This is a genomic window from Streptomyces sp. ICN903, assembly GCF_022015835.1.
Taxonomy (GTDB): domain Bacteria; phylum Actinomycetota; class Actinomycetes; order Streptomycetales; family Streptomycetaceae; genus Streptomyces; species Streptomyces fenghuangensis.
Map to the genome: position 1 here is coordinate 1 of NZ_JAKMAY010000002.1, position 18,086 is coordinate 18,086.

The window sequence follows — 18,086 nt, forward strand, 5'->3', positions numbered from 1 at the left end:
GCTGCGGGACATGGGCGTCTCTCCCCGGATGCGAACGCGGCGCCTTGGGGCGGGGCGTTCCCCCACCCACCGGGGATCGTCGGCAGCCGCGGTGACCCGCGTTCCAACGGCGTGCGAACGTACGGCGCCGAACAGGGCTCATCGATCACCCGGGGCCGCGTCCGTCATGTCCCGCCGGCCGCGCGTTCACCGGGGAGACCGGGAGTTCACCTCCCGGCCTCCCCGCCCCACGCCCTCCGGCTCACTCCTCGGGCTGCGAGCCGCCCCGCGCGGCCGCGAACGCGGCCAGTGCCTCGGCGACGTACGCCTCGGCGGCCGCCTTGGTGACGCCCAGGCCGCTCAGCGGGCCGTCGCCGTCCTCCAACTCCAGCAGTGCCAGCAGGACGTGCTCGGTGCCGACGTGGTTGTGGCCCAGCCGCAGCGCCTCGCGGAAGGTGAGCTCCAGCGCCTTCTTCGCCCCCGCGTCGAACGGAACGAGTTCGGGCGCGTCGCCGGCCGCGGGCGGGAGCGCCGCGGTGAGGGCCTCCCGGACCGCCTCCGCCGTCACGCCCTGTGCGGTGACGGCCTTCGCGGCGAGCCCGTCCGGCTCGCTCAGCAGGCCCAGGCCCAGGTGCTCGGGCCGGATCTCGGCGTGGCCCGCGGTCCGGGCCTCGTTCTGCGCCGCCACCACGGCGTTCCGGGCGCGGGGGGTGAACCGGCCGAACCCCTGGGAGGGGTCGAGATCCGGCGCGGAGCCCTTGGGGACGAAGCGCTTCTGGGCGGCCTGCTTGGTGATGCCCATGCTCCGGCCGATGTCGGTCCAGGAGGCGCCCGAGCGCCGGGCCTGGTCCACGAAGTGGCCGATCAGGTGGTCGGCCACCTCGCCGAGGTGCTCCGCGGCGAGGACCGCGGTGGAAAGCTGCCGCAGGACGTCGGACTCGGTCTGCTTGATGCCCTCGATCAGGTCGTCGAGGCGGACGGTGCCCGTGACGGGTGTCGGATTCTCCATGCGTCAACCGTAAGTTGACGACATCAGGCCGTCAACCCGAGGTTGACGATTCTCGGCCAAGTCCCTCCACGGGCCCGCGCACCTCGAACTGGAAACAGCCGTACTCCACCGCCCGGACGTGGACCAGCGCCGTCCCCGGATCGGCGAACGCCTCGTCCAGAGCGGCGTCGAGGACGGCGGTGACGCCCGTCCCCGGGTCCCCGGGCAGCTCGGCCAGCAGCCCTCCGGCGATACGCCCGCGGGCGTCGTAGCGGCGCAGCACCCGCCGTACCCCCGGCCGCGCGAACGGGTAGCCGAACGCTTCCCGGGGGCCGGGCCCGCCGCACTCCGCGGCGTGGACGAACACCGGGCCCTGCTCGTCGTACGCGCCCGGGTCCGTTCCCGTGCGGGCCGCCCACCGCCGCAGCGGCGCGTACGTCACCAGGGCGATCCGCTCGCCGGGCCGGGAGAGCCGCAGGCAGCAGCGCAGCGGGGCGCCTCCCTCGCCGTCGGCGAACGGCAGCGCCGGGCGTCCGGCGTCGTCCTCGGCGCGCAGTCGCTCCAGTACGGACGGGGGTATGGGCAGAGGGGTGTGGCGGGGTGGCCGGACAGGGGTGCCGTGGGAAGTGCCGTGGGTCGTCATGCCCCCACTGTCGCTCCGTATCGCCGCAGGTACCGGCGGGAAAAGGTCATCACGTTCCCCGGAGCGGGCGTGCGAGGATGGCCGGAGCCCGAAATCCGGACGCACGAAGGAGATGACGCAGGTGCCTGGTACGAACCTCACGCGCGAAGAGGCGCGGGAGCGGGCCCGTCTGCTCGAGGTGGACTCGTACGAGATCGAGCTCGACCTCTCCGGCGCGCAGGAGGGGGGAACCTTCCGCTCGGCCACCACGGTGAGGTTCGACGCGCGCGAGGCCCGGGAGAGCTTCATCGACCTGGTGGCCCCGGCCGTGCACGAGATCGTCCTCAACGGCGAGTCCCTCGACCCCGCCGAGGCCTTCGCCGACTCGCGCATCGCTCTGCCCGGCCTGGTCGCCGGACGCAACGAGCTGCGCGTCGTCGCCGACTGCGCCTACACCAACACCGGCGAGGGCCTGCACCGCTTCGTCGACCCCGTCGACGACCAGGCGTACCTCTACACGCAGTTCGAGGTGCCCGACGCCCGCCGCGTCTTCGCCTGCTTCGAGCAGCCCGACCTGAAGGCGTCCTTCGCCTTCACCGTCACCGCTCCCGAGGGCTGGACGGTGATCTCCAACTCGCCCACCCCGGAGCCCGGGGGGCAGGGCCGGAACGTCTGGCGCTTCGAGCCGACCCCGCGCATCTCCTCCTACATCACCGCGCTGATCGCCGGCCCGTACCACTCGGTGCACAGCAGCTGGGAGGACGGCAGGGGCCGCAGCGTCCCGCTGGGCGTCTACTGCCGCCCCTCACTGGCCGAGCACCTGGACGCGGACGCGATCTTCGAGGTCACCCGCCAGGGCTTCGACTGGTTCGAGGAGAAGTTCGACCACCCCTACCCCTTCGCCAAGTACGACCAGCTCTTCGTCCCCGAGTTCAACGCGGGCGCGATGGAGAACGCGGGCGCCGTCACCATCCGCGACCAGTACGTCTTCCGCTCCAAGGTGACGGACGCCGCCTACGAGGTGCGTGCCGAGACGATCCTGCACGAGCTGGCCCACATGTGGTTCGGCGACCTGGTCACCATGGAGTGGTGGAACGACCTGTGGCTGAACGAGTCGTTCGCCACCTACACCTCCATCGCCTGCCAGGCCGCCGCCCCCGGCAGCCGCTGGCCGCACGCGTGGACGACCTTCGCCAACTCGATGAAGACCTGGGCCTACCGCCAGGACCAGCTCCCCTCCACGCACCCGATCATGGCCGAGATCCGCGACCTGGACGACGTCCTGGTCAACTTCGACGGCATCACCTACGCCAAGGGCGCCTCCGTCCTCAAGCAGCTGGTGGCCTACGTCGGCCAGGACGCCTTCTTCCGCGGCGTGCAGACGTACTTCAAGCGGCACGCCTGGGGCAACACCCGCCTGACCGACCTGCTCACCGCCCTGGAGGAGACCTCCGGCCGGGATCTGAAGACCTGGTCGAAGGCGTGGCTGGAGACGGCCGGCATCAACGTCCTGCGCCCGGAGATCGAGGTGGACGAAGACGGCGTCATCACCTCCTTCGCCGTGCGCCAGGAGGCCCCGGCCCTGCCGGCGGGCGCCAAGGGCGAGCCGCTGCTGCGCCCGCACCGCATCGCCGTCGGCTCCTACGAGCTGGAGGACGGGAAGCTGGTGCGCACCGGCCGGATCGAGCTGGACGTGGACGGCGAGCGCACCGAGGTGCCCGAACTGGCCGGCACCCGCCGTCCGGCGGTGGTCCTGCTCAACGACGACGACCTGTCCTACGCCAAGGTCCGGCTCGACGAGGCGTCCCTGGCCACCGTCACCGGCCACCTGGGCGACTTCACCGAGTCGCTGCCGCGCGCCCTGTGCTGGGCCTCGGCCTGGGACATGACCCGCGACGGCGAGATGGCCGCCCGCGACTACCTGGAGCTGGTGCTCTCCGGCATCGGCAAGGAGTCCGACATCGGTGTCGTCCAGTCCCTCCAGCGGCAGGTCAAGCTGGCCCTGGACCTGTACGCCGCGCCGAGCTGGCGCGAGACCGGGCTGCTGCGCTGGTCCGAGGCGGCGCTGGAGCGGCTGCGCACGGCCGAGCCCGGCAGCGACCACCAGCTCGCCTGGGCACGGGCGCTGGCCGCCACCGCCCGCACCGACGAGCAGCTCGGTCTGGTCGCCGGACTGCTGGACGGCAGCGAGGAGATCGAGGGCCTGACGGTGGACACCGAGCTGCGCTGGGCCCTGCTCCACCGCCTCGCGGCCACCGGGCGCGCGGACGAGGCCGCCATCGAGGCCGAGCTGGAGCGCGACCGCACCTCGGCCGGCGAGCGGCACGCGGCGGCGGCGCGGGCGGCCCGGCCGACGCGGGAGGCCAAGGCCCAGGCGTGGGCCTCGGTCGTGGAGTCCGACAAGCTGCCCAACGCCATGCAGGAGTCGGTCATCGGCGGCTTCGTCCAGACCGACCAGCGCGAGCTGCTCGCCCCGTACACCGCGAAGTACTTCGACGCGCTCAAGGACGTGTGGGAGTCGCGCAGCCACGAGATGGCCCAGCAGATCGCGGTCGGCCTCTACCCGGCCCTCCAGGTCTCCGAGGAGACGCTGCGGGCCACGGACGCCTGGCTGGAGTCGGCCGAGCCCAGCGCGGCCCTGCGCCGCCTGGTGACGGAGTCGCGCGCGGGGATCGAGCGGGCGCTGAAGGCGCAGGCGGCGGACGCGGCGGCGGCCGTCTGACGCTCCGGAGGCCCCGTCGAAGGGGGCGGTGCCCGCGCCTTGGTGCGCGGGCACCGCCCCCTTCTCGGTGTTCTCGTCTCGGTGTTCCCGAGGGATTTCCCGGGTCTCTCAGCCGGACGGGGTGCCGCGCGGCGCGGCGGTCCCACCGGAGGCGTCCTCGATCCTCTCCCCTGACTCCCCGGTCACCTCGGACCGGTCGGCCTCCCCGGCCCTGCCGGCCCTGTCGTCATCGCCGTCGCCGCCTTCCCCGTCCCCGGAGCGGGTGGCCGCCAGGGACCAGCCGATCGAGACGGCGATGGTGGCCGCGATGACCCCGAGGGTGACGGGGATGGGGAGCTTGCCGACGGGGGTCTCGGACAGGATCAGCTTGACACCGGCGAAGACGAGCAGGAACGCCAGCCCGTAGTGGAGGTAGGTGAAGCGACGCAGCAGCCCGGACAGGCAGAAGTACAGGCTGCGCAGGCCCAGGACGGCGAAGGCGTTGGCCGTCCACACCAGGAAGGTGTCGGTGGTGATGGCCAGGACGGCGGCGACCGAGTCGATGGCGAAGATCAGGTCGGTGGCCTCGATCGCGACGAGCGCGACGAACAGCAGGGTGGCCACCCGGCGCCCGTCGATCCGCACGAAGAAGCGGTCGCCGTGGTACCGGGAGTCGGTCGGGACGACCTTCCTCACCAGCCGCACGAGCGGGTTGCGGTCGGGGTGGACCTCCTCGTCGTGCGAGAAGGCCATCTTCCAGCCGGTCCAGATCAGGAACGCGCCGAAGAGGTAGGCGGTCCAGAAGAAGACCTGGAGCAGCTCGGCCCCGACGAAGATGAACACCAGCCGGGCGGCGAGCGCGCCGATCACGCCCCAGAAGAGGATCTTGTGCTGGTAGGCGTCGGGCACGGCGAAGAACGAGAAGACCAGGGCGAAGACGAAGACGTTGTCGATCGAGAGGGCCTTCTCGATCAGGTAGCCCGCGTAGTAGGTGCCGGCGGTGTCGCCGCCCTGCCAGGCCCACAGCACGAGGCCGAAGCCCAGGCCGGCGGCGATCCACACCGCGCTCCAGACGGCCGCCTCGCGGAAGCCGATCACGTGGTTGTCGCGGTGGGCGAGCAGATCGACGGCGAGCATCGCGGCGATGCCCAGGGTCAAGGCGGCCCACACCCACAGGGGGACGGTCAGTGACGGGTCGTTCAACGGGATCGGGTTCCTTCTGTCCTCGGCGGGTTCGGCGGGTTCGGCGCGGTGCCGGCGGCGATCGGCCGGGGCGGGAGGTGCGGGGCGGTCATGGCGGATCCGCCTTCCCGCGCGGAAACGGTCATATCCCCAAGAGTCACCCCAAAGAGGGAGTGCGTCAACCATTACGCGAAAAGTTTTTCGCTAATCACGGAGCGCCCTTCAGGAGTGACACGCGAAGCGCGGATCGTACGATGGAGGCATGACCGCCTCCCTCTCCCGCGGCGACCGGTGGACCTTCCTCACCAACCACGCCCGCGTGCTCCTGCACATCGCCCGCGACCCCGAGGTCCGGCTGCGGGACGTCGCGGCGTCCATCGGCATCACCGAACGCGCGACCCAGGCGATCGTCGCCGACCTGGAGGCCGCCGGATACCTCAGCCGCACCCGGGTCGGCAGGCGCAACCGCTACACCGTCGACCCCACCGTCTCCCTGCGCCACCCCTCGGAGGCGGACCACCCCGTCGGGGACCTGCTCGACACCTTCCTCCACCGCGAGGCGCCCCCGGCCTCCACCACCTCCCGGGCGGCGGCACCCGGGGAGGAGGACCGGGAGGCCTCCGGCGCCTGAGGGTTGGGGTTCACCGCGGCAGGACCTCCACGTATGGAAGCGGCCCGCGCTCCGGCGCGGTCATCAGGGCGGTGCGGACCACGGCGGCCTGCCGCGCGGGGCGGTCGCGGAGCGCGGCCGCGGTGAGGTGGACGACCGTGACGCCCTGACCCCGCAGCCGCTCGCGTTTGCGGGCGTACGCCGGAGGGCGGGCGCCGCCCCGCGAGCCCGTGCCGCCCCGCGCGTCCGTGGCGTCGCGGACGTCGATCTCGACGGCCACGGCCCGCTCCGGCCAGTAGGCGTCCACCCCGCCGAGGTGGGGGCCGCCGGGCAGCCGGAGGTCGACGTTCCAGCAGGGCTCGGGCAGGCCGTGGGCGCGGACCAGGCCGTACAGCAGGCTCTCGGCCACCGACCGGCTCTCGGCCAGCAGCACGTCCACGGCTTCCGCCAGCTGCGGGCGCCCCAGCAGCCGGGCCCGGGCCAGCTCGCCGAGCACGGCCCGCGCCTCGCAGTGGCCGCCGCGCACCGCCTCGGTCAGCATCCGGCACACCGCCACCGCGTCACCGGTACGGGCGGCGGTGTCGGCCAGCGCCCGGGCCACCGGGGCCACGGGCAGGCCGGTGATCTCCTCGGGCACGGGGAGGCGGCGGGTGCGCACCACGCGGGCGCAGCCGGCCGGACGCAGCCGCCGGGTGTGCGGCACCAGCACGTCGATGTGCTCCAGGGCGGACAGCGGGGGCGTGGAGGAGAAGCCGTGCAGGGCGAGCGCGGCCGGCCCGGTGATCACCGCCCGTGCCTCGCGGAAGGCGGTACGGCCGGCCCCTCGGTCTCCGGCGCGGTCGCCGGGCCCGGCCGGGACCCGCCCCGGCACGCGGTCCGGCCCCGCCGCGTACAGCAGCACCGCGTGCAGCCGCTCCTCGCCGGTCGGCGGCCCGGGGTGCAGCAGGTAGACGCCCGGCAGCGGCATCCGCCAGGGGCCGCCCGGCCGGCAGCGCTCGCCGGCGGCGGCGGCCGACACGCCGTTCTCGCGCAGCGTGCGGGCCGTCACCACCCGGCGGCGTACGTGCGACAGACGGCGGACGGGGCGGGGGGAAACGGGGGTCTCATGGCTCATGTCCCCGCGATTCCCACCCGCGTTCCGCCCGCCAACCTCTGTTACGCACCCGTCGACGAACGCGGACAAGCCCGTCCTAAAGTACGGGCGTTCGAGCGCCGATCAGCTCCCCGCCGCATGGGCGGCCGCGTCGCGGCGCTGCGCCCGCAGGGCCCGCGCCGTGTCGTCGCGGGCCTCCAGCACCAGGCGCCGCAGCGCGGGAGCGGCCCCCTCGTGCGCGGCCAGCCAGGCGTCCGTCCGCTCCAGCACGGCCGGGCCGTCCTGGAGCGCGGGGAACAGGCCGCGCACGACCGACATGCCGATCTCGATGGAGCGTTCGGCCCACACCCGCTCGATCACCTCGAAGTACCGGGGCGCGTACGGCGCCAGCAGCTCCCGCTGCCCCGGCTGGTCGAAGCCCGAGATGGTCGCCTCCACCAGCGCGTTGGACAGGCGGTCGGAGTCCACCACGTCCGTCCACGCCCGCGCCTTGACCTCGGCCGACGGCCGCGCGGCCAGGCAGCGCACCTGGTGCCGCTTGCCGGAGGCGGTGTCGTCGCGGACCAGCTCGGCCGCCAGCCGCGCCTCGTCGGCCAGGCCCTGGGAGGCCAGCGTCTCCAGGAAGGCCCAGCGCAGCTCCTGGTCGACCTCCAGCCCGTCGATCCGGCCCGTGCCCTCCAGCAGCCTGTCCAGCACCTGGAGGTCGTGCTCGTCGTGCGCGACGGCGGCGAAGAACCGTGCCCACGCGAGCTGGTGGTCGCCGCCCGGCTCGGCCTGCCGCAGATGCCGCAGCGCGCCCTGGGCGAGCAGCCGCGCGCCCTCCTCGCGCCACTCGGGCGCGACGTAGTGCACCAGGGCGGTGCGCGCCCAGGCGTGCAGCATCTGCACCACGCCGATGTCGGACTCCCGGCCGCCGAAGCGCAGCACCAGGTCGAGGAAGTCGCGGGCGGGCATCAGCGCGTCGCGCGTGAGGTTCCACAGGGCCGACCAGCACAGCGCGCGGGCCAGGTTGTCGGTGACCGAGCCCAGGTGGGAGCGGAGGGTGTCCAGGGACGCCTCGTCGAAGCGGACCTTGCAGTACGTCAGGTCGTCGTCGTTGACGAGGATCAGTTCGGGGCGCTCGGCGCCCGCCAGCTCCTCCACGACCGTCCGCACGCCGGTGACGTCCACCTCCGCGCGGGCGTAGCGCTCCAGCGCGCCCCCCGCCGTCCGCCGCCGGTACAGGCCGACCGCCACCCGGTGCGGGCGCAGCACCGGGTACTCGTCGGCCGCCTCCTGGACGACCGCCAGCTCGGTGATCCGGCCCGCGGAGTCGTGGACGACCTGCGGGGTGAGGGAGTTGACCCCGGCGGTCTGCAGCCAGGCGCGCGCCCACTCGCCCATGTCGCGTCCGGAGGTCTCCTCCAGCACCGACAGCAGGTGCTCCAGCCGCGTGTTGCCCCATTCGTGGCGCTTGAAGTACCGCCGCGCGCCCTCCAGGAAGGCGTCGCGCCCCACGTACGCCACGAGCTGCTTGAGGACGGAGGCGCCCTTGGCGTAGGTGATGCCGTCGAAGTTGAGCTTGGCGTCCTCCAGATCACGGATGTCGGCGGTGATCGGGTGGGTGGAGGGCAGCTGGTCGGCGCGGTACGCCCAGGACTTGCGGCGGTTGGCGAAGGTGATCCAGCCGTCGGTGAAGCGGGTGGCCTCCACCATCGAGAAGGAGCCCATGAAGTCGGCGAAGGACTCCTTGAGCCACAGGTCGTCCCACCACTCCATGGTGACCAGGTCGCCGAACCACATGTGCGCCATCTCGTGCAGGATGACGTTGGCCCGCCCCTCGTAGGAGGCGTCGGTCACCTTGCCCCGGAAGACGAACTCCTCGCGGAAGGTCACACAGCCCGGGTTCTCCATCGCGCCGAGGTTGTACTCGGGCACGAACGCCTGGTCGTACTTGCCGAACGGGTACGGGTAGTCGAAGTGGTCGTGGAAGAAGTCCAGGCCCTGCTTGGTGACGGTGAAGATCTCGTCGGCGTCGAAGTGGCGGGCCAGCCCCCTGCGGCACAGCGCGCCCAGGGGGATCACCAGCTCCCCGCCGCCGGGCAACTCGCGCCGGTAGATGTCGGTGACGTGGTGGTAGGGGCCGGCCACGACGGTGGTGATGTACGTCGAGATCGGCTTGGTCGTCTCGAAGCGCCAGACGGCCGCGCCGTCCCCGACCGGCTCCGGCTCGCCGTTGCGCGCGCCGTTGCTCAGCACCGTCCACCGCTCGGGGGCGGTGACGGTGAAGGTGAAGGGCGCCTTGAGGTCGGGCTGCTCGAAGTTCGCGAACACCCGGCGGGCGTCGGCCGGTTCGTACTGGGTGTAGAGGTAGGTCTCCCCGTCCTCGGGGTCGAGGAAGTGGTGCATCCCCTCGCCGGTGCGGCTGTACGCGCACCAGGCGTCCACGGTCAGGGTGTTGTCGGCCTCCAGGGAGTCCAGCGCGACGCGCGTGCCGTCGAAGACCTCGTCCGCGTTCAGCTCGCGGCCGTTGAGCGTCACCGAGGCGACCGCCGGGGCCAGCAGGTCGGCGAAGGTCGAGGCGCCGGGCTCGGCGCAGCGGAAGCGGATGGTGGTGGTGGAGCGGAAGGTGCGCGGGCCGTCCCCGGGGTGGGGCCCGACCGCCGAGCGCAGGTCGAGCGCGATGTCGTACCCGTCCACGGTCAGCAGCCGGGCGCGCTCCCGGGCCTCGTCACGGGTCAGATTCTCACCGGGCACGGCGTGACTCCCTCGTCTCGCGTCTCGACAACGAAGGGCCAGGATTTCATGCGGCCCCCGGCCTGTGCGCAGCCGGTCGACCGGCCGGTCGGACGGCCGCGCGGGAATCAGCGCGCGGGCCCCGGGCGTTCCCGTCAAGCACCCCGGCGGCCGTCCGCACGACGGCCGCCGTCCGTGCGCGCCGGCGGGGAGGGAACCCGCACCATTCGTACGACGAGGAGATCCGCATGCCCGAGACGTCCGAGACCGCGAGCAGGACCCCGGCCGACTTCTGGTTCGACCCCATCTGCCCGTGGGCCTGGCTGACCTCCCGCTGGATGCTGGAGGTGGAGAAGGTCCGCCCGGTCGAGGTGCGCTGGCACGTGATGAGCCTGTCGGTGCTCAACGAGAACCGGCTGGACGAGCTGCCGCGGCGGTACGTCGATCTGATGCGGGCCGGCTGGGGCCCGGTGCGCGTGCTCATCGCCGCCGAGCAGAAGCACGGCCCCGAGGTGCTCGGCCCGCTCTACACCGCCCTGGGCACCCGCTTCCACAACCGGGGCCTGCCCAACGAGCGCGCCACGATCGTGGACGCGCTGAAGGAGGCCGGTCTTCCCGGGGAACTGGCGGACGCGGCCGACACGGAGGTCTACGACGAGCGGCTGCGCGCCTCGCACGAGGAGGGCATCAGCCTGGTCGGCCAGGAGGTCGGCACCCCGGTGATCGCCGTACCGGGCGCGGACGGGAAGCAGACCGCCTTCTTCGGCCCGGTCGTCACTCCGGCTCCCAAGGGCGAGGCCGCGGCCCGGCTGTGGGACGGCACGCTGATGGTCGCCTCCACCCCCGGCTTCTTCGAGCTGAAGCGGACCCGCACGGAGGACCCGAAGTTCGACTGAGCCCTCGTTCCGCCTCGTTCCCGCGCCCTGCTCCCGTCCACGGAGGGAAGCCTCCCGCACCGCCCGCCGCCCGTGATGCGCGAAGGCTGAGAAGACGACCGCGTGGGCGGCGGGCGGTGCGGGAGCGGCGGGACCCGGCGCGACGGGGAGGCCGTGCGGTGCGCGGGATCCGCCGCCCATTGTTGTTGCACATTATGTGCAACAACAATGGGCGGGCAACAGCGCGCGCCGGGGCGCGCGGACGCGCGGCGGCTAACGTCCGCGCGCCGGCTGGGCGCTCGCCCTCGCGGCGGCCCGCCGCTGCCGCACCAGCCCGGCCGCGGACAGGGCCAGGGTGAGCCCGGCGGTGAAGGCGAGCTGGGTGCGGGTGTCGCCCTCGCGCAGCATCAGCAGCAGCACCGCGGCCACCCCCGCCAGTGACAGCCAGGTCAGCGCGGGGAACAGCCACATGCGCACCACCAGCCGCTCCGGTGCCTGACGCTCCAGCCTGCGGCGGGTGATGAGCTGGGAGACGGCGATGAAGCCCCACACCACCAGCACGGCGGCGCCCACCATGTTCAGCAGCCAGGCGAAGACGGTGTCGGGCCACCAGAAGCTCAGCAGCACGGCGAAGAACCCGAAGGCGGCCGAGGCCACCACCGTCCGGCGCGGCACCCCGCCGCCGACCCGCCCCAGGAAGGCCGGGCCCTCGCCCCGGGCGACCAGCGAGTACGCCATCCGCGAGGCGCCGTAGATGTTGGCGTTCATGGCCGACAGCAGGGCGACCAGCACCACCACGTTCATGACCTCGGCGGCGGCCGGGACGCCGATGTGGTCCAGCACGGCGGCGTACGGGCCGGAGAGCACCGAATCGTCGTCCCAGGGGATCAGCGTGACGATCACCGCGATCGAGCCGACGTAGAAGACGGCGATGCGCCACATCGCCGTGCGCACGGCCCTGGCCACACCCCGCACCGGGTCCTTCGACTCGGCCGCGGCGATGGTCACCGTCTCCAGCCCGCCGTAGGCGAAGACCGAGGCCAGCAGGCCGACGACCAGGCCCTCCGCGCCGTTGGGCAGGAAGCCGCCCTGCCCGGTGAGGTTGTCCAGACCGGGGGAGGGGGTGGAGGGCAGCAGGCCCAGGACGGCCACGAGGCCCAGGAGGATGAACAGGACGATCGCGGCGACCTTCAGCGCGGCGAACCAGAACTCGTACTCGCCGAAGTTCCGCACGGCCAGCAGGTTGCTGCCGGTGAACGCCGCCATGAAGACGGCGACCCACAGCCACTGCGGGGTGCCCGGCAGCCAGCCCGTCATGATCGTCGCCGCGCCCAGCGCCTCCACGGCGACGGCCACGCACAGCAGCACCCAGAAGATCCAGCCGGCGGTGAAGCCCGCCCACGGGCCGATCGCGCGCTCGGCGTGCACGGAGAAGGAGCCGGAGGCGGGGTGGGCGGCGGACATCTCGCCGAGCATCCGCATCACCAGCATCACCAGCAGTCCGGAGGCGGCGTAGGCCAGGACGATGGACGGGCCCGCGGCGGCGATGCCCGCACCGGAGCCGACGAAGAGGCCGGCGCCGATCACGCCGCCGAGGGCGATCATCGACAGATGGCGCTGCTTGAGGCCGTGGGAGAGGGCGGAGTGCTCGGTGCCGTCCGCCTTCGGGTGGGGGGGAGGCGGTGGTCTTCACATCGGGCGTGCCGGACATGGGGAAGGTGCCGTCCAGGGGGTCGGGGGAAGCGGAACAGTTGGCTCCGCCTCGGTCAGTGTGGGTGTCAGACCCGGTCGGCGGCAACGTCCCCCGCCTCCCTGTCCGTTATCCGGACACCTTGGTCACTCCGTGTGCGGACCGCGGCGCACGCCGGCGGGCGCGCCGCTCCAGGCGCCCTCCAGCCGCCTCCCACAAGCTGGACCTGCCCTTCTTTGTCGCCAATCTCACGGGGGGCGCCGGGGCTAACGTCGGTTAACGTCGGGGCGTCCCCCGAAGTCCTCACGAGACCGGAGCCGTGATGAGCACCTCTGCCACCACCACAGCCACCGTCCGCCCGGGCGCCGTCCTCGCCGACGTCCTGCCCGCCTCCACCGCCGCCCGCGCCCGCCTGCGCGACGCGGCCCTGGTCCTCGGCGGCGCCGCGCTCACCGGGGTGGCCGCGCAGCTCGCGGTCCCCGTGCCGGGCTCACCCGTCCCCGTCACCGGCCAGACCTTCGCCGCCCTGCTGCTCGGCGCCGGCCTGGGACCCCGCCGAGCCCTGGCCTCCATGGGCCTGTACGCCGCCGCGGGCGTGGCCGGAATGCCGTGGTTCGCCGAGGGCGCCTCCGGCGCCGCGATGCCCTCCTTCGGCTACGTCATCGGCATGCTGCTGGCAGCCGTCGCCGTCGGCGCCCTGGCCCGCCGCGGCGGTGACCGCGGCGCACTGCGCACCGCCGGGACCATGGCCGTGGGCACCGCGATCATCTACGCCGTCGGCGTCCCCTACCTGGCGCTGGCCACGGGCATGTCCGCCGGCCAGGCCGTCGCCGCCGGTCTGGTGCCCTTCCTGATCGGCGACGCGCTCAAGGCGGCCCTGGCCATGGGAGCCCTCCCCGCGGCCTGGAAGCTGGTCGGGCGCAAGTCCTGACCCGGCCCCGAATAGACTTCCGTCCCATGCGCGTGTACCTCGGCTCCGACCATGCCGGCTACGAACTGAAGAACCACCTCGTCCAGTGGCTGAAGGAGGCCGGGCACGAGCCCGTCGACTGCGGCCCCCACATCTACGACGCGGCCGACGACTACCCGCCCTTCTGCCTGCGCGCCGCGGAGCAGACGGCCGACGACGAGGACTCCCTGGGCATCGTCATCGGCGGCTCGGGCAACGGCGAGGCCATCGCCGCCAACAAGGTCAAGGGAGTGCGGGCCGCGCTGGCGTGGAGCGTGGAGACCGCCAGGCTGGGCCGTGAGCACAACGACGCCAACGTGATCAGCGTCGGCGCCCGGATGCACACCACCGAGGAGGCCGTCTCCTTCGTGCAGGCCTTCCTCGACACCCCGTTCTCCGGCGACGAGCGGCACATCCGCCGCATCGACATGCTCTCGTCGTACGAGCGGACCGGGAACCTCCCGCCCGTCCCCGCCCACCACCCCCAGCAGGACTGAACCGCACCCGTGCCGGAAGGCCACACCATCCACCGGCTGGCCGCCGACCTCGACGACAGGTTCGGCGGCCGGCCCGTGCGCGCATCCAGCCCCCAGGGCCGCTTCGAGGGCGGAGCCGCCCTCGTCGACGGCCGGACGATGAGCGGCGCCGACGCCCACGGCAAGCACCTCTTCCTCGGCTTCCCCCACACCCCGGGGGAGGCCGACGGCGAATGGATCCACATCCACCTGGGCCTGTACGGCTCCTTCGCCCTCGGCGAGGGAGGGCCCCCCGCCCCCGTCGGACAGATACGCCTGCGCCTGGTCACGGCGGAGGCGCCCCCGGCCTACGCCGACCTGCGCGGCCCCAACACCTGCGAGCTGCTCACCGCGGCGGAGAAGGACGCGGTCACCGGCCGCCTGGGCCCCGACCCGCTGCGCCCCGACGCCGACCCCGAGCGGGCCTGGGCCCGGATCTCCCGCAGCCGCACCACGATCGCCGCTCTGCTGATGGACCAGAAGGTCGTCGCGGGCGTCGGCAACGTCTACCGCGCCGAGGTCCTCTTCCGGCACAACATCGACCCCTACCGGGCGGGCAGGGACCTCGCCCGCGCCGAGTGGGAGGCGGTCTGGGCGGATCTGGCAGGGCTGATGCGCGAGGGCGTACGGAACAACCGCATCGACACCGTACGCCCCGAGCACACCCCCGAGGCCATGGGCCGCCCGCCGCGCGTGGACGACCACGGCGGCGAGGTGTACGTCTACCGCCGGGCCGGGATGCCCTGCCACATCTGCGGCGAGGAGGTCCGCACCGCCCCGCTCGCCGCCCGCAACCTGTTCTGGTGCCCCGGCTGCCAGAAGCCCTGACCCGTCGGGGCCCGTCGGCCTCTCGTACCCCAGGAGCCCGGCCCCCAGAAGCCCGGGTCCCCTGGGCCCGAGCGGTCAGAAGCCGTGCGGCAGCCACGGAGCGACGGGCCAGGAGAACGCGGTCGCGGCCCCGGCCAGCGCCCCGGGGCGCAGCTCCCGCACCCGCCCGGCGCCCGCCAGTGCGACCAGGGACGTACCGCCCAGGTATATCTCGCCCAACTCCCTCGCCCCCAGGGACAGTTCGGCCGCGTCGCCGGTGCGCTCGCAGGAGGCGCCCGAGGCGTCACCGGTCAGCCGCCAACGGCCCGTGTTCCAGGGGCAGAAGGCGTCCTCCACCTCCAGCACCACGTCCACCGGCGCCGCGTAGCGGCGGGCCGCCAGCGCCGCGCCCACCTCCACCGGACGCAGGTGCAGCAGGTCACGCAGACCGAGCCCGCACCGCCGGATGTCGCTGACCAGGTGGAACAGCGGATCGTCCACCGGACGGGACCTCGCCTCCACCGCCGAGGTCAGGTCGATCCCGAACAGGAAGCGCCACAGCGCCGCGTACGCCGCCGGATCCAGCGCCTCCAGATCGTGCACCACCACCGTGCCGTTCGGCCCGGCCGCGTCCCACTGGGGTTTGACGGAGTACCGGGCGTACCCGCGCAGTCCGCCGTCCGCCTCGGCCAGCACACAGCGCAGCGCCGACGCGCCCTCCCGCCAGGCCTCGGGATCCAGCACCCCCTGCCGCTCCCAGCCCGGACGCCGCTCCAGCATGCCGGGCCGGGAAGGCACCCGCCGGGCGTACAGCGCCTCGCACTCCTCCAGCACCGCCACCGGATCGGCGTTCCGCAGCCGGACCCCGTCCGCACCCGGCGGCACCTCCAGGCGCACCCGGGCCGTGTCGATCAGCGCACGCGTATGGCGGGCGGCGACGCCGTACCCGAAGCGACCGTAGATCGCCGGCTCCGAGGCGGTCAGCACCGCCAGCGGCTCCCCGGCCGCCCGTACGTCGTCCAGCTGCCGCCGCATCATGGCGGTCAGGATGCCGCGCCGCCGGTGCGTGGCGGCCACGCTGACCATCGTCAGCCCGCCGGTGGGCACGATCGCCCCACCGGGCACCGACATGCGGAAGGAGAGCGTGCCGGCCGTACCGACGATCTCCTCCCCGTCCCGGACGGCGACCGACCGTTCGAACTCCGTCAGCTCCCGCCACAGCGCCCGGGCCTCGGGCGGCTCGGACTCCCCGAAGGCGAGTTCGAGCTTCCCGTACCAGTCGTCCCACTCCTCGGGCCGCAGCGTCCGCAGATCCGTACTCGTCATGCGCCCATCCCTATCAGGGAGGTGGAGACGGGGCGACTGGTTATCGAACACCGTTTCAGGTCATCCCATGTCGGGAATCGACGGACCCCCGAACGGGTGGATAAGGTCCCTGACATGGCAGGTCGCACGGGCAAGACCCCTCCCGCGCCCCGGTTGTACCAGGCCCGCAAGGCCGTCCACCGGGCCCGCACCGTCCTGCGCCGTTCCGCGGTCGACTACTTCCGCGGCGAGGGGTCCGACTGGATCGCCTTCGTCGCCCTGCTCGCCACCGTCCCCGCCCTCGCCTACGCCACCGCCGCCGAGCCGCTGTGGTTCGCGCCCGAGGGCCTGGTGCTGCCGGTCATCGCGGGCGGCCTGCTGCTGCGCCCGGCCAGCCTGCTGGTCCTGTACGCCGCCGCGGCCGGCGCCCTGCTCGTGGAGGCCACCGTGCTCGGCCCGTACACGGCCGGGCCCGGCCGCGTCACACCGGGGACGGTCCTGGTGGTGGGCGCGGTCGGGCTCTCCGGGCTGCTGATCGCCCAGTTCCGAAGCCGGGTCGGCGTCCCCTGGCGGCGCGGCAACACCATGCTGTTCGACCTGCGCGAACGCATCCGCGTCCAGAGCAAGCTGCCGAAGCTGCCCGCGGGCTGGCACCGGGAGATGGCGCTGCGCCCGGCGGGCGGGCAGTCCTTCTCCGGCGACTTCGTCGTCGCCACCCTCACCGGGCCCGACCGCCGCACCCTGGAGGCCGTCCTCACCGACGTCTCCGGCAAGGGCATGGACGCGGGCTCCCGCGCGCTGCTGCTGTCCGGCGCCTTCGGCGGGCTGCTGGGCTCCCTGCCCCCGCACGCCTTCCTCCCGGCCGCCAACGACTACCTGCTGCGCCAGGACTGGCAGGAGGGCTTCGCGACCTCCGTCCACCTCGTCCTCGACCTCGACAGCGGAGACTACGAGCTGTTCTCCGCGGGCCACGTGCCGGCCCTCCAGCTCAACGCGGGCAGCGGCCGCTGGGAGGAGAAGAACGCCGAGGGACCGCTCCTGGGCGTCTACGACGGCGCCCGGTTCGACCCGGTCAAGGGCAGCCTGCGCCCCGGCGACGTTCTGATGCTCTTCACCGACGGTCTGGTGGAGACCGCCGAGAGAGAGCTGAGCGAGGGCATCGACCGGCTGACGGGGGAGGCCGACCGCTATGTCGTCGCCGGTTTCGAGGGGGCGGCCTGGCATCTGATCGAGGCCGTCGCCCGCGACGTCAACGACGACCGGGCCCTGCTGCTGATCCGCCGTGACTGACGACGAGGCCGGCACGGCCGGCACGGCCGGCGGGCCCCGGTGGCCCGCCACCGAGGCGGAGGCGGTGGCCGAGCAGGAGCGGATCCGGGCCGCGGCCGATCCGGTGGGCCCGGGACCGGCGCCCGGGCAGGCGCGCCGGATCGCCGGGGTCGACGTCACCTACGACGAGGGCAGCGACCTGCTGGTCGCGGCGGCCGTGGTGCTGGACGCGGAGAGCCTGGAGGTCCTGGAGGAGGCCGTCCACACCGGCCGCAGCCGCTTCCCGTACATCCCGGGCCTGCTCGCCTTCCGCGAGCTGCCGCCGGTACTGGCCGCGCTGGAGAAGCTCGGCACACCACCCGATCTGGTGGTCTGCGACGGCTACGGCTACGCGCACCCCCGGCGGGCCGGGCTGGCGGTGCATCTGGGTGTGCTGACCGGGCTGCCGTGCTTCGGGGTCGCCAAGTCGCCCTTCGTCTTCGACCACACCGAGCCGGGACCGCGGCGGGGCGACACCTCGCCGCTGCTGGACCGGAGCTCCACCCCGGCCGAGACCGTGGGCCGCGCGCTGCGCACCCGGCCCGGTGTCCGGCCGGTCTTCGTCTCCGCCGGGCACGGGATCGGACTGGACCACGCCTGCGCCCACACCCTGCGCCTGACCCCGCGCCACCGGCTGCCGGAGACGACGCGCGGCGCCGACGGACTCAGCCGCAGGGTCCTGAGGGAGATCGGACAGGGCCTGCGGGAGCCGTACGGCGCCGCGGAGCGGTGAGACCCCGGGGGGCG

15 protein-coding genes are annotated in these 18,086 nt (G+C 73.5%); 8 read left to right on the forward strand and 7 right to left on the reverse strand.

The annotated features are described in order from the left end of the window. Positions 1 to 241: 241 nt before the first annotated feature. The gene (locus tag L7D48_RS00280) at positions 242 to 988 is read right to left on the reverse strand and encodes a Clp protease N-terminal domain-containing protein (protein ID WP_237875851.1); all 747 of its coding nucleotides are present in this window, start codon (positions 986 to 988) and stop codon (positions 242 to 244) included. A 31-nt stretch (positions 989 to 1,019) separates the two neighbouring features. Beyond that, entirely contained in the window at positions 1,020 to 1,610 is a 591-nt protein-coding gene (locus tag L7D48_RS00285; RefSeq protein WP_237875853.1) for a DUF1203 domain-containing protein, read from the reverse strand. A gap of 121 nt (positions 1,611 to 1,731) precedes the next feature. Between L7D48_RS00285 and pepN (L7D48_RS00290) the strand changes: the two genes are divergently transcribed. Continuing rightward, positions 1,732 to 4,311: an aminopeptidase N gene (pepN, locus tag L7D48_RS00290; protein ID WP_237875855.1), complete on the forward strand. Its 2,580-nt coding sequence runs from the start codon at positions 1,732 to 1,734 to the stop codon at positions 4,309 to 4,311. A gap of 108 nt (positions 4,312 to 4,419) precedes the next feature. Here the strand turns inward: pepN (L7D48_RS00290) and L7D48_RS00295 are convergent, their stop codons facing one another. Then, positions 4,420 to 5,493 (reverse strand): TerC family protein, encoded by a 1,074-nt coding sequence (locus L7D48_RS00295; protein WP_237875856.1) that lies wholly within the window; start codon positions 5,491 to 5,493, stop codon positions 4,420 to 4,422. A 241-nt stretch (positions 5,494 to 5,734) separates the two neighbouring features. Here L7D48_RS00295 and L7D48_RS00300 point away from each other — a divergent pair, with 241 nt between their 5' ends. Further along, positions 5,735 to 6,103, forward strand: coding sequence for a helix-turn-helix domain-containing protein (locus L7D48_RS00300; protein WP_237875858.1), 369 nt, complete (start codon positions 5,735 to 5,737; stop codon positions 6,101 to 6,103). Between the two features lie 10 nt (positions 6,104 to 6,113). On the opposite strand, the gene L7D48_RS00305 is transcribed toward L7D48_RS00300, so the two are convergent. Together L7D48_RS00305 and pepN (L7D48_RS00310) are read right to left on the reverse strand one after the other, a co-directional pair. After that, positions 6,114 to 7,196, reverse strand: a complete 1,083-nt coding sequence (locus L7D48_RS00305; RefSeq protein ID WP_237875860.1) for a hypothetical protein — start codon at positions 7,194 to 7,196, stop codon at positions 6,114 to 6,116. Between the two features lie 102 nt (positions 7,197 to 7,298). Next, entirely contained in the window at positions 7,299 to 9,911 is a 2,613-nt protein-coding gene (pepN, locus tag L7D48_RS00310; RefSeq protein ID WP_237875863.1) for an aminopeptidase N, read from the reverse strand. Between the two features lie 227 nt (positions 9,912 to 10,138). On the opposite strand from pepN (L7D48_RS00310), the gene L7D48_RS00315 reads away from it, so the two are divergent. Beyond that, positions 10,139 to 10,786 (forward strand): DsbA family protein, encoded by a 648-nt coding sequence (locus L7D48_RS00315; RefSeq protein ID WP_237875865.1) that lies wholly within the window; start codon positions 10,139 to 10,141, stop codon positions 10,784 to 10,786. Positions 10,787 to 11,038: 252 nt separating this feature from the next. Here the strand turns inward: L7D48_RS00315 and L7D48_RS00320 are convergent, their stop codons facing one another. Next, entirely contained in the window at positions 11,039 to 12,370 is a 1,332-nt protein-coding gene (locus L7D48_RS00320; RefSeq protein WP_374490501.1) for an amino acid permease, read from the reverse strand. A gap of 407 nt (positions 12,371 to 12,777) precedes the next feature. On the opposite strand from L7D48_RS00320, the gene L7D48_RS00325 reads away from it, so the two are divergent. From L7D48_RS00325 to L7D48_RS00335, 3 genes are read left to right on the forward strand one after another with little or no spacing between them, the layout of a single operon-like run. After that, positions 12,778 to 13,386: a biotin transporter BioY gene (locus tag L7D48_RS00325; protein ID WP_237875867.1), complete on the forward strand. Its 609-nt coding sequence runs from the start codon at positions 12,778 to 12,780 to the stop codon at positions 13,384 to 13,386. A 26-nt stretch (positions 13,387 to 13,412) separates the two neighbouring features. Further along, a complete protein-coding gene (locus L7D48_RS00330) occupies positions 13,413 to 13,901 on the forward strand; it encodes a ribose-5-phosphate isomerase (RefSeq protein WP_093654430.1) in 489 nt (162 codons plus the stop codon). A gap of 9 nt (positions 13,902 to 13,910) precedes the next feature. Further along, the gene (locus L7D48_RS00335; protein ID WP_237875869.1) at positions 13,911 to 14,747 is read left to right on the forward strand and encodes an Fpg/Nei family DNA glycosylase; all 837 of its coding nucleotides are present in this window, start codon (positions 13,911 to 13,913) and stop codon (positions 14,745 to 14,747) included. Positions 14,748 to 14,822: 75 nt separating this feature from the next. Here the strand turns inward: L7D48_RS00335 and L7D48_RS00340 are convergent, their stop codons facing one another. Beyond that, positions 14,823 to 16,052, reverse strand: coding sequence for a GNAT family N-acetyltransferase (locus tag L7D48_RS00340; RefSeq protein WP_237875872.1), 1,230 nt, complete (start codon positions 16,050 to 16,052; stop codon positions 14,823 to 14,825). Positions 16,053 to 16,166: 114 nt separating this feature from the next. Between L7D48_RS00340 and L7D48_RS00345 the strand changes: the two genes are divergently transcribed. After that, entirely contained in the window at positions 16,167 to 17,321 is a 1,155-nt protein-coding gene (locus L7D48_RS00345) for a PP2C family protein-serine/threonine phosphatase (RefSeq protein ID WP_237875874.1), read from the forward strand. Then, positions 17,314 to 18,072, forward strand: a complete 759-nt coding sequence (locus L7D48_RS00350) for an endonuclease V (RefSeq protein ID WP_237875875.1) — start codon at positions 17,314 to 17,316, stop codon at positions 18,070 to 18,072. Before L7D48_RS00345 ends, L7D48_RS00350 begins: the two co-directional genes overlap by 8 nt. Positions 18,073 to 18,086: the final 14 nt, after the last annotated feature.

Coding starts and splice junctions, on each gene's coding strand:
- L7D48_RS00280 (WP_237875851.1), bottom strand. CDS start 988: ATGGAGAATCCGACACCCGTCACGGGCACCGTCCGCCTCGACGACCTG.
- L7D48_RS00285 (WP_237875853.1), bottom strand. CDS start 1,610: ATGACGACCCACGGCACTTCCCACGGCACCCCTGTCCGGCCACCCCGC.
- L7D48_RS00300 (WP_237875858.1), top strand. CDS start 5,735: ATGACCGCCTCCCTCTCCCGCGGCGACCGGTGGACCTTCCTCACCAAC.
- L7D48_RS00305 (WP_237875860.1), bottom strand. CDS start 7,196: ATGAGCCATGAGACCCCCGTTTCCCCCCGCCCCGTCCGCCGTCTGTCG.
- L7D48_RS00315 (WP_237875865.1), top strand. CDS start 10,139: ATGCCCGAGACGTCCGAGACCGCGAGCAGGACCCCGGCCGACTTCTGG.
- L7D48_RS00320 (WP_374490501.1), bottom strand. CDS start 12,370: ATGATCGCCCTCGGCGGCGTGATCGGCGCCGGCCTCTTCGTCGGCTCC.
- L7D48_RS00325 (WP_237875867.1), top strand. CDS start 12,778: ATGAGCACCTCTGCCACCACCACAGCCACCGTCCGCCCGGGCGCCGTC.
- L7D48_RS00330 (WP_093654430.1), top strand. CDS start 13,413: ATGCGCGTGTACCTCGGCTCCGACCATGCCGGCTACGAACTGAAGAAC.
- L7D48_RS00340 (WP_237875872.1), bottom strand. CDS start 16,052: ATGACGAGTACGGATCTGCGGACGCTGCGGCCCGAGGAGTGGGACGAC.
- L7D48_RS00345 (WP_237875874.1), top strand. CDS start 16,167: ATGGCAGGTCGCACGGGCAAGACCCCTCCCGCGCCCCGGTTGTACCAG.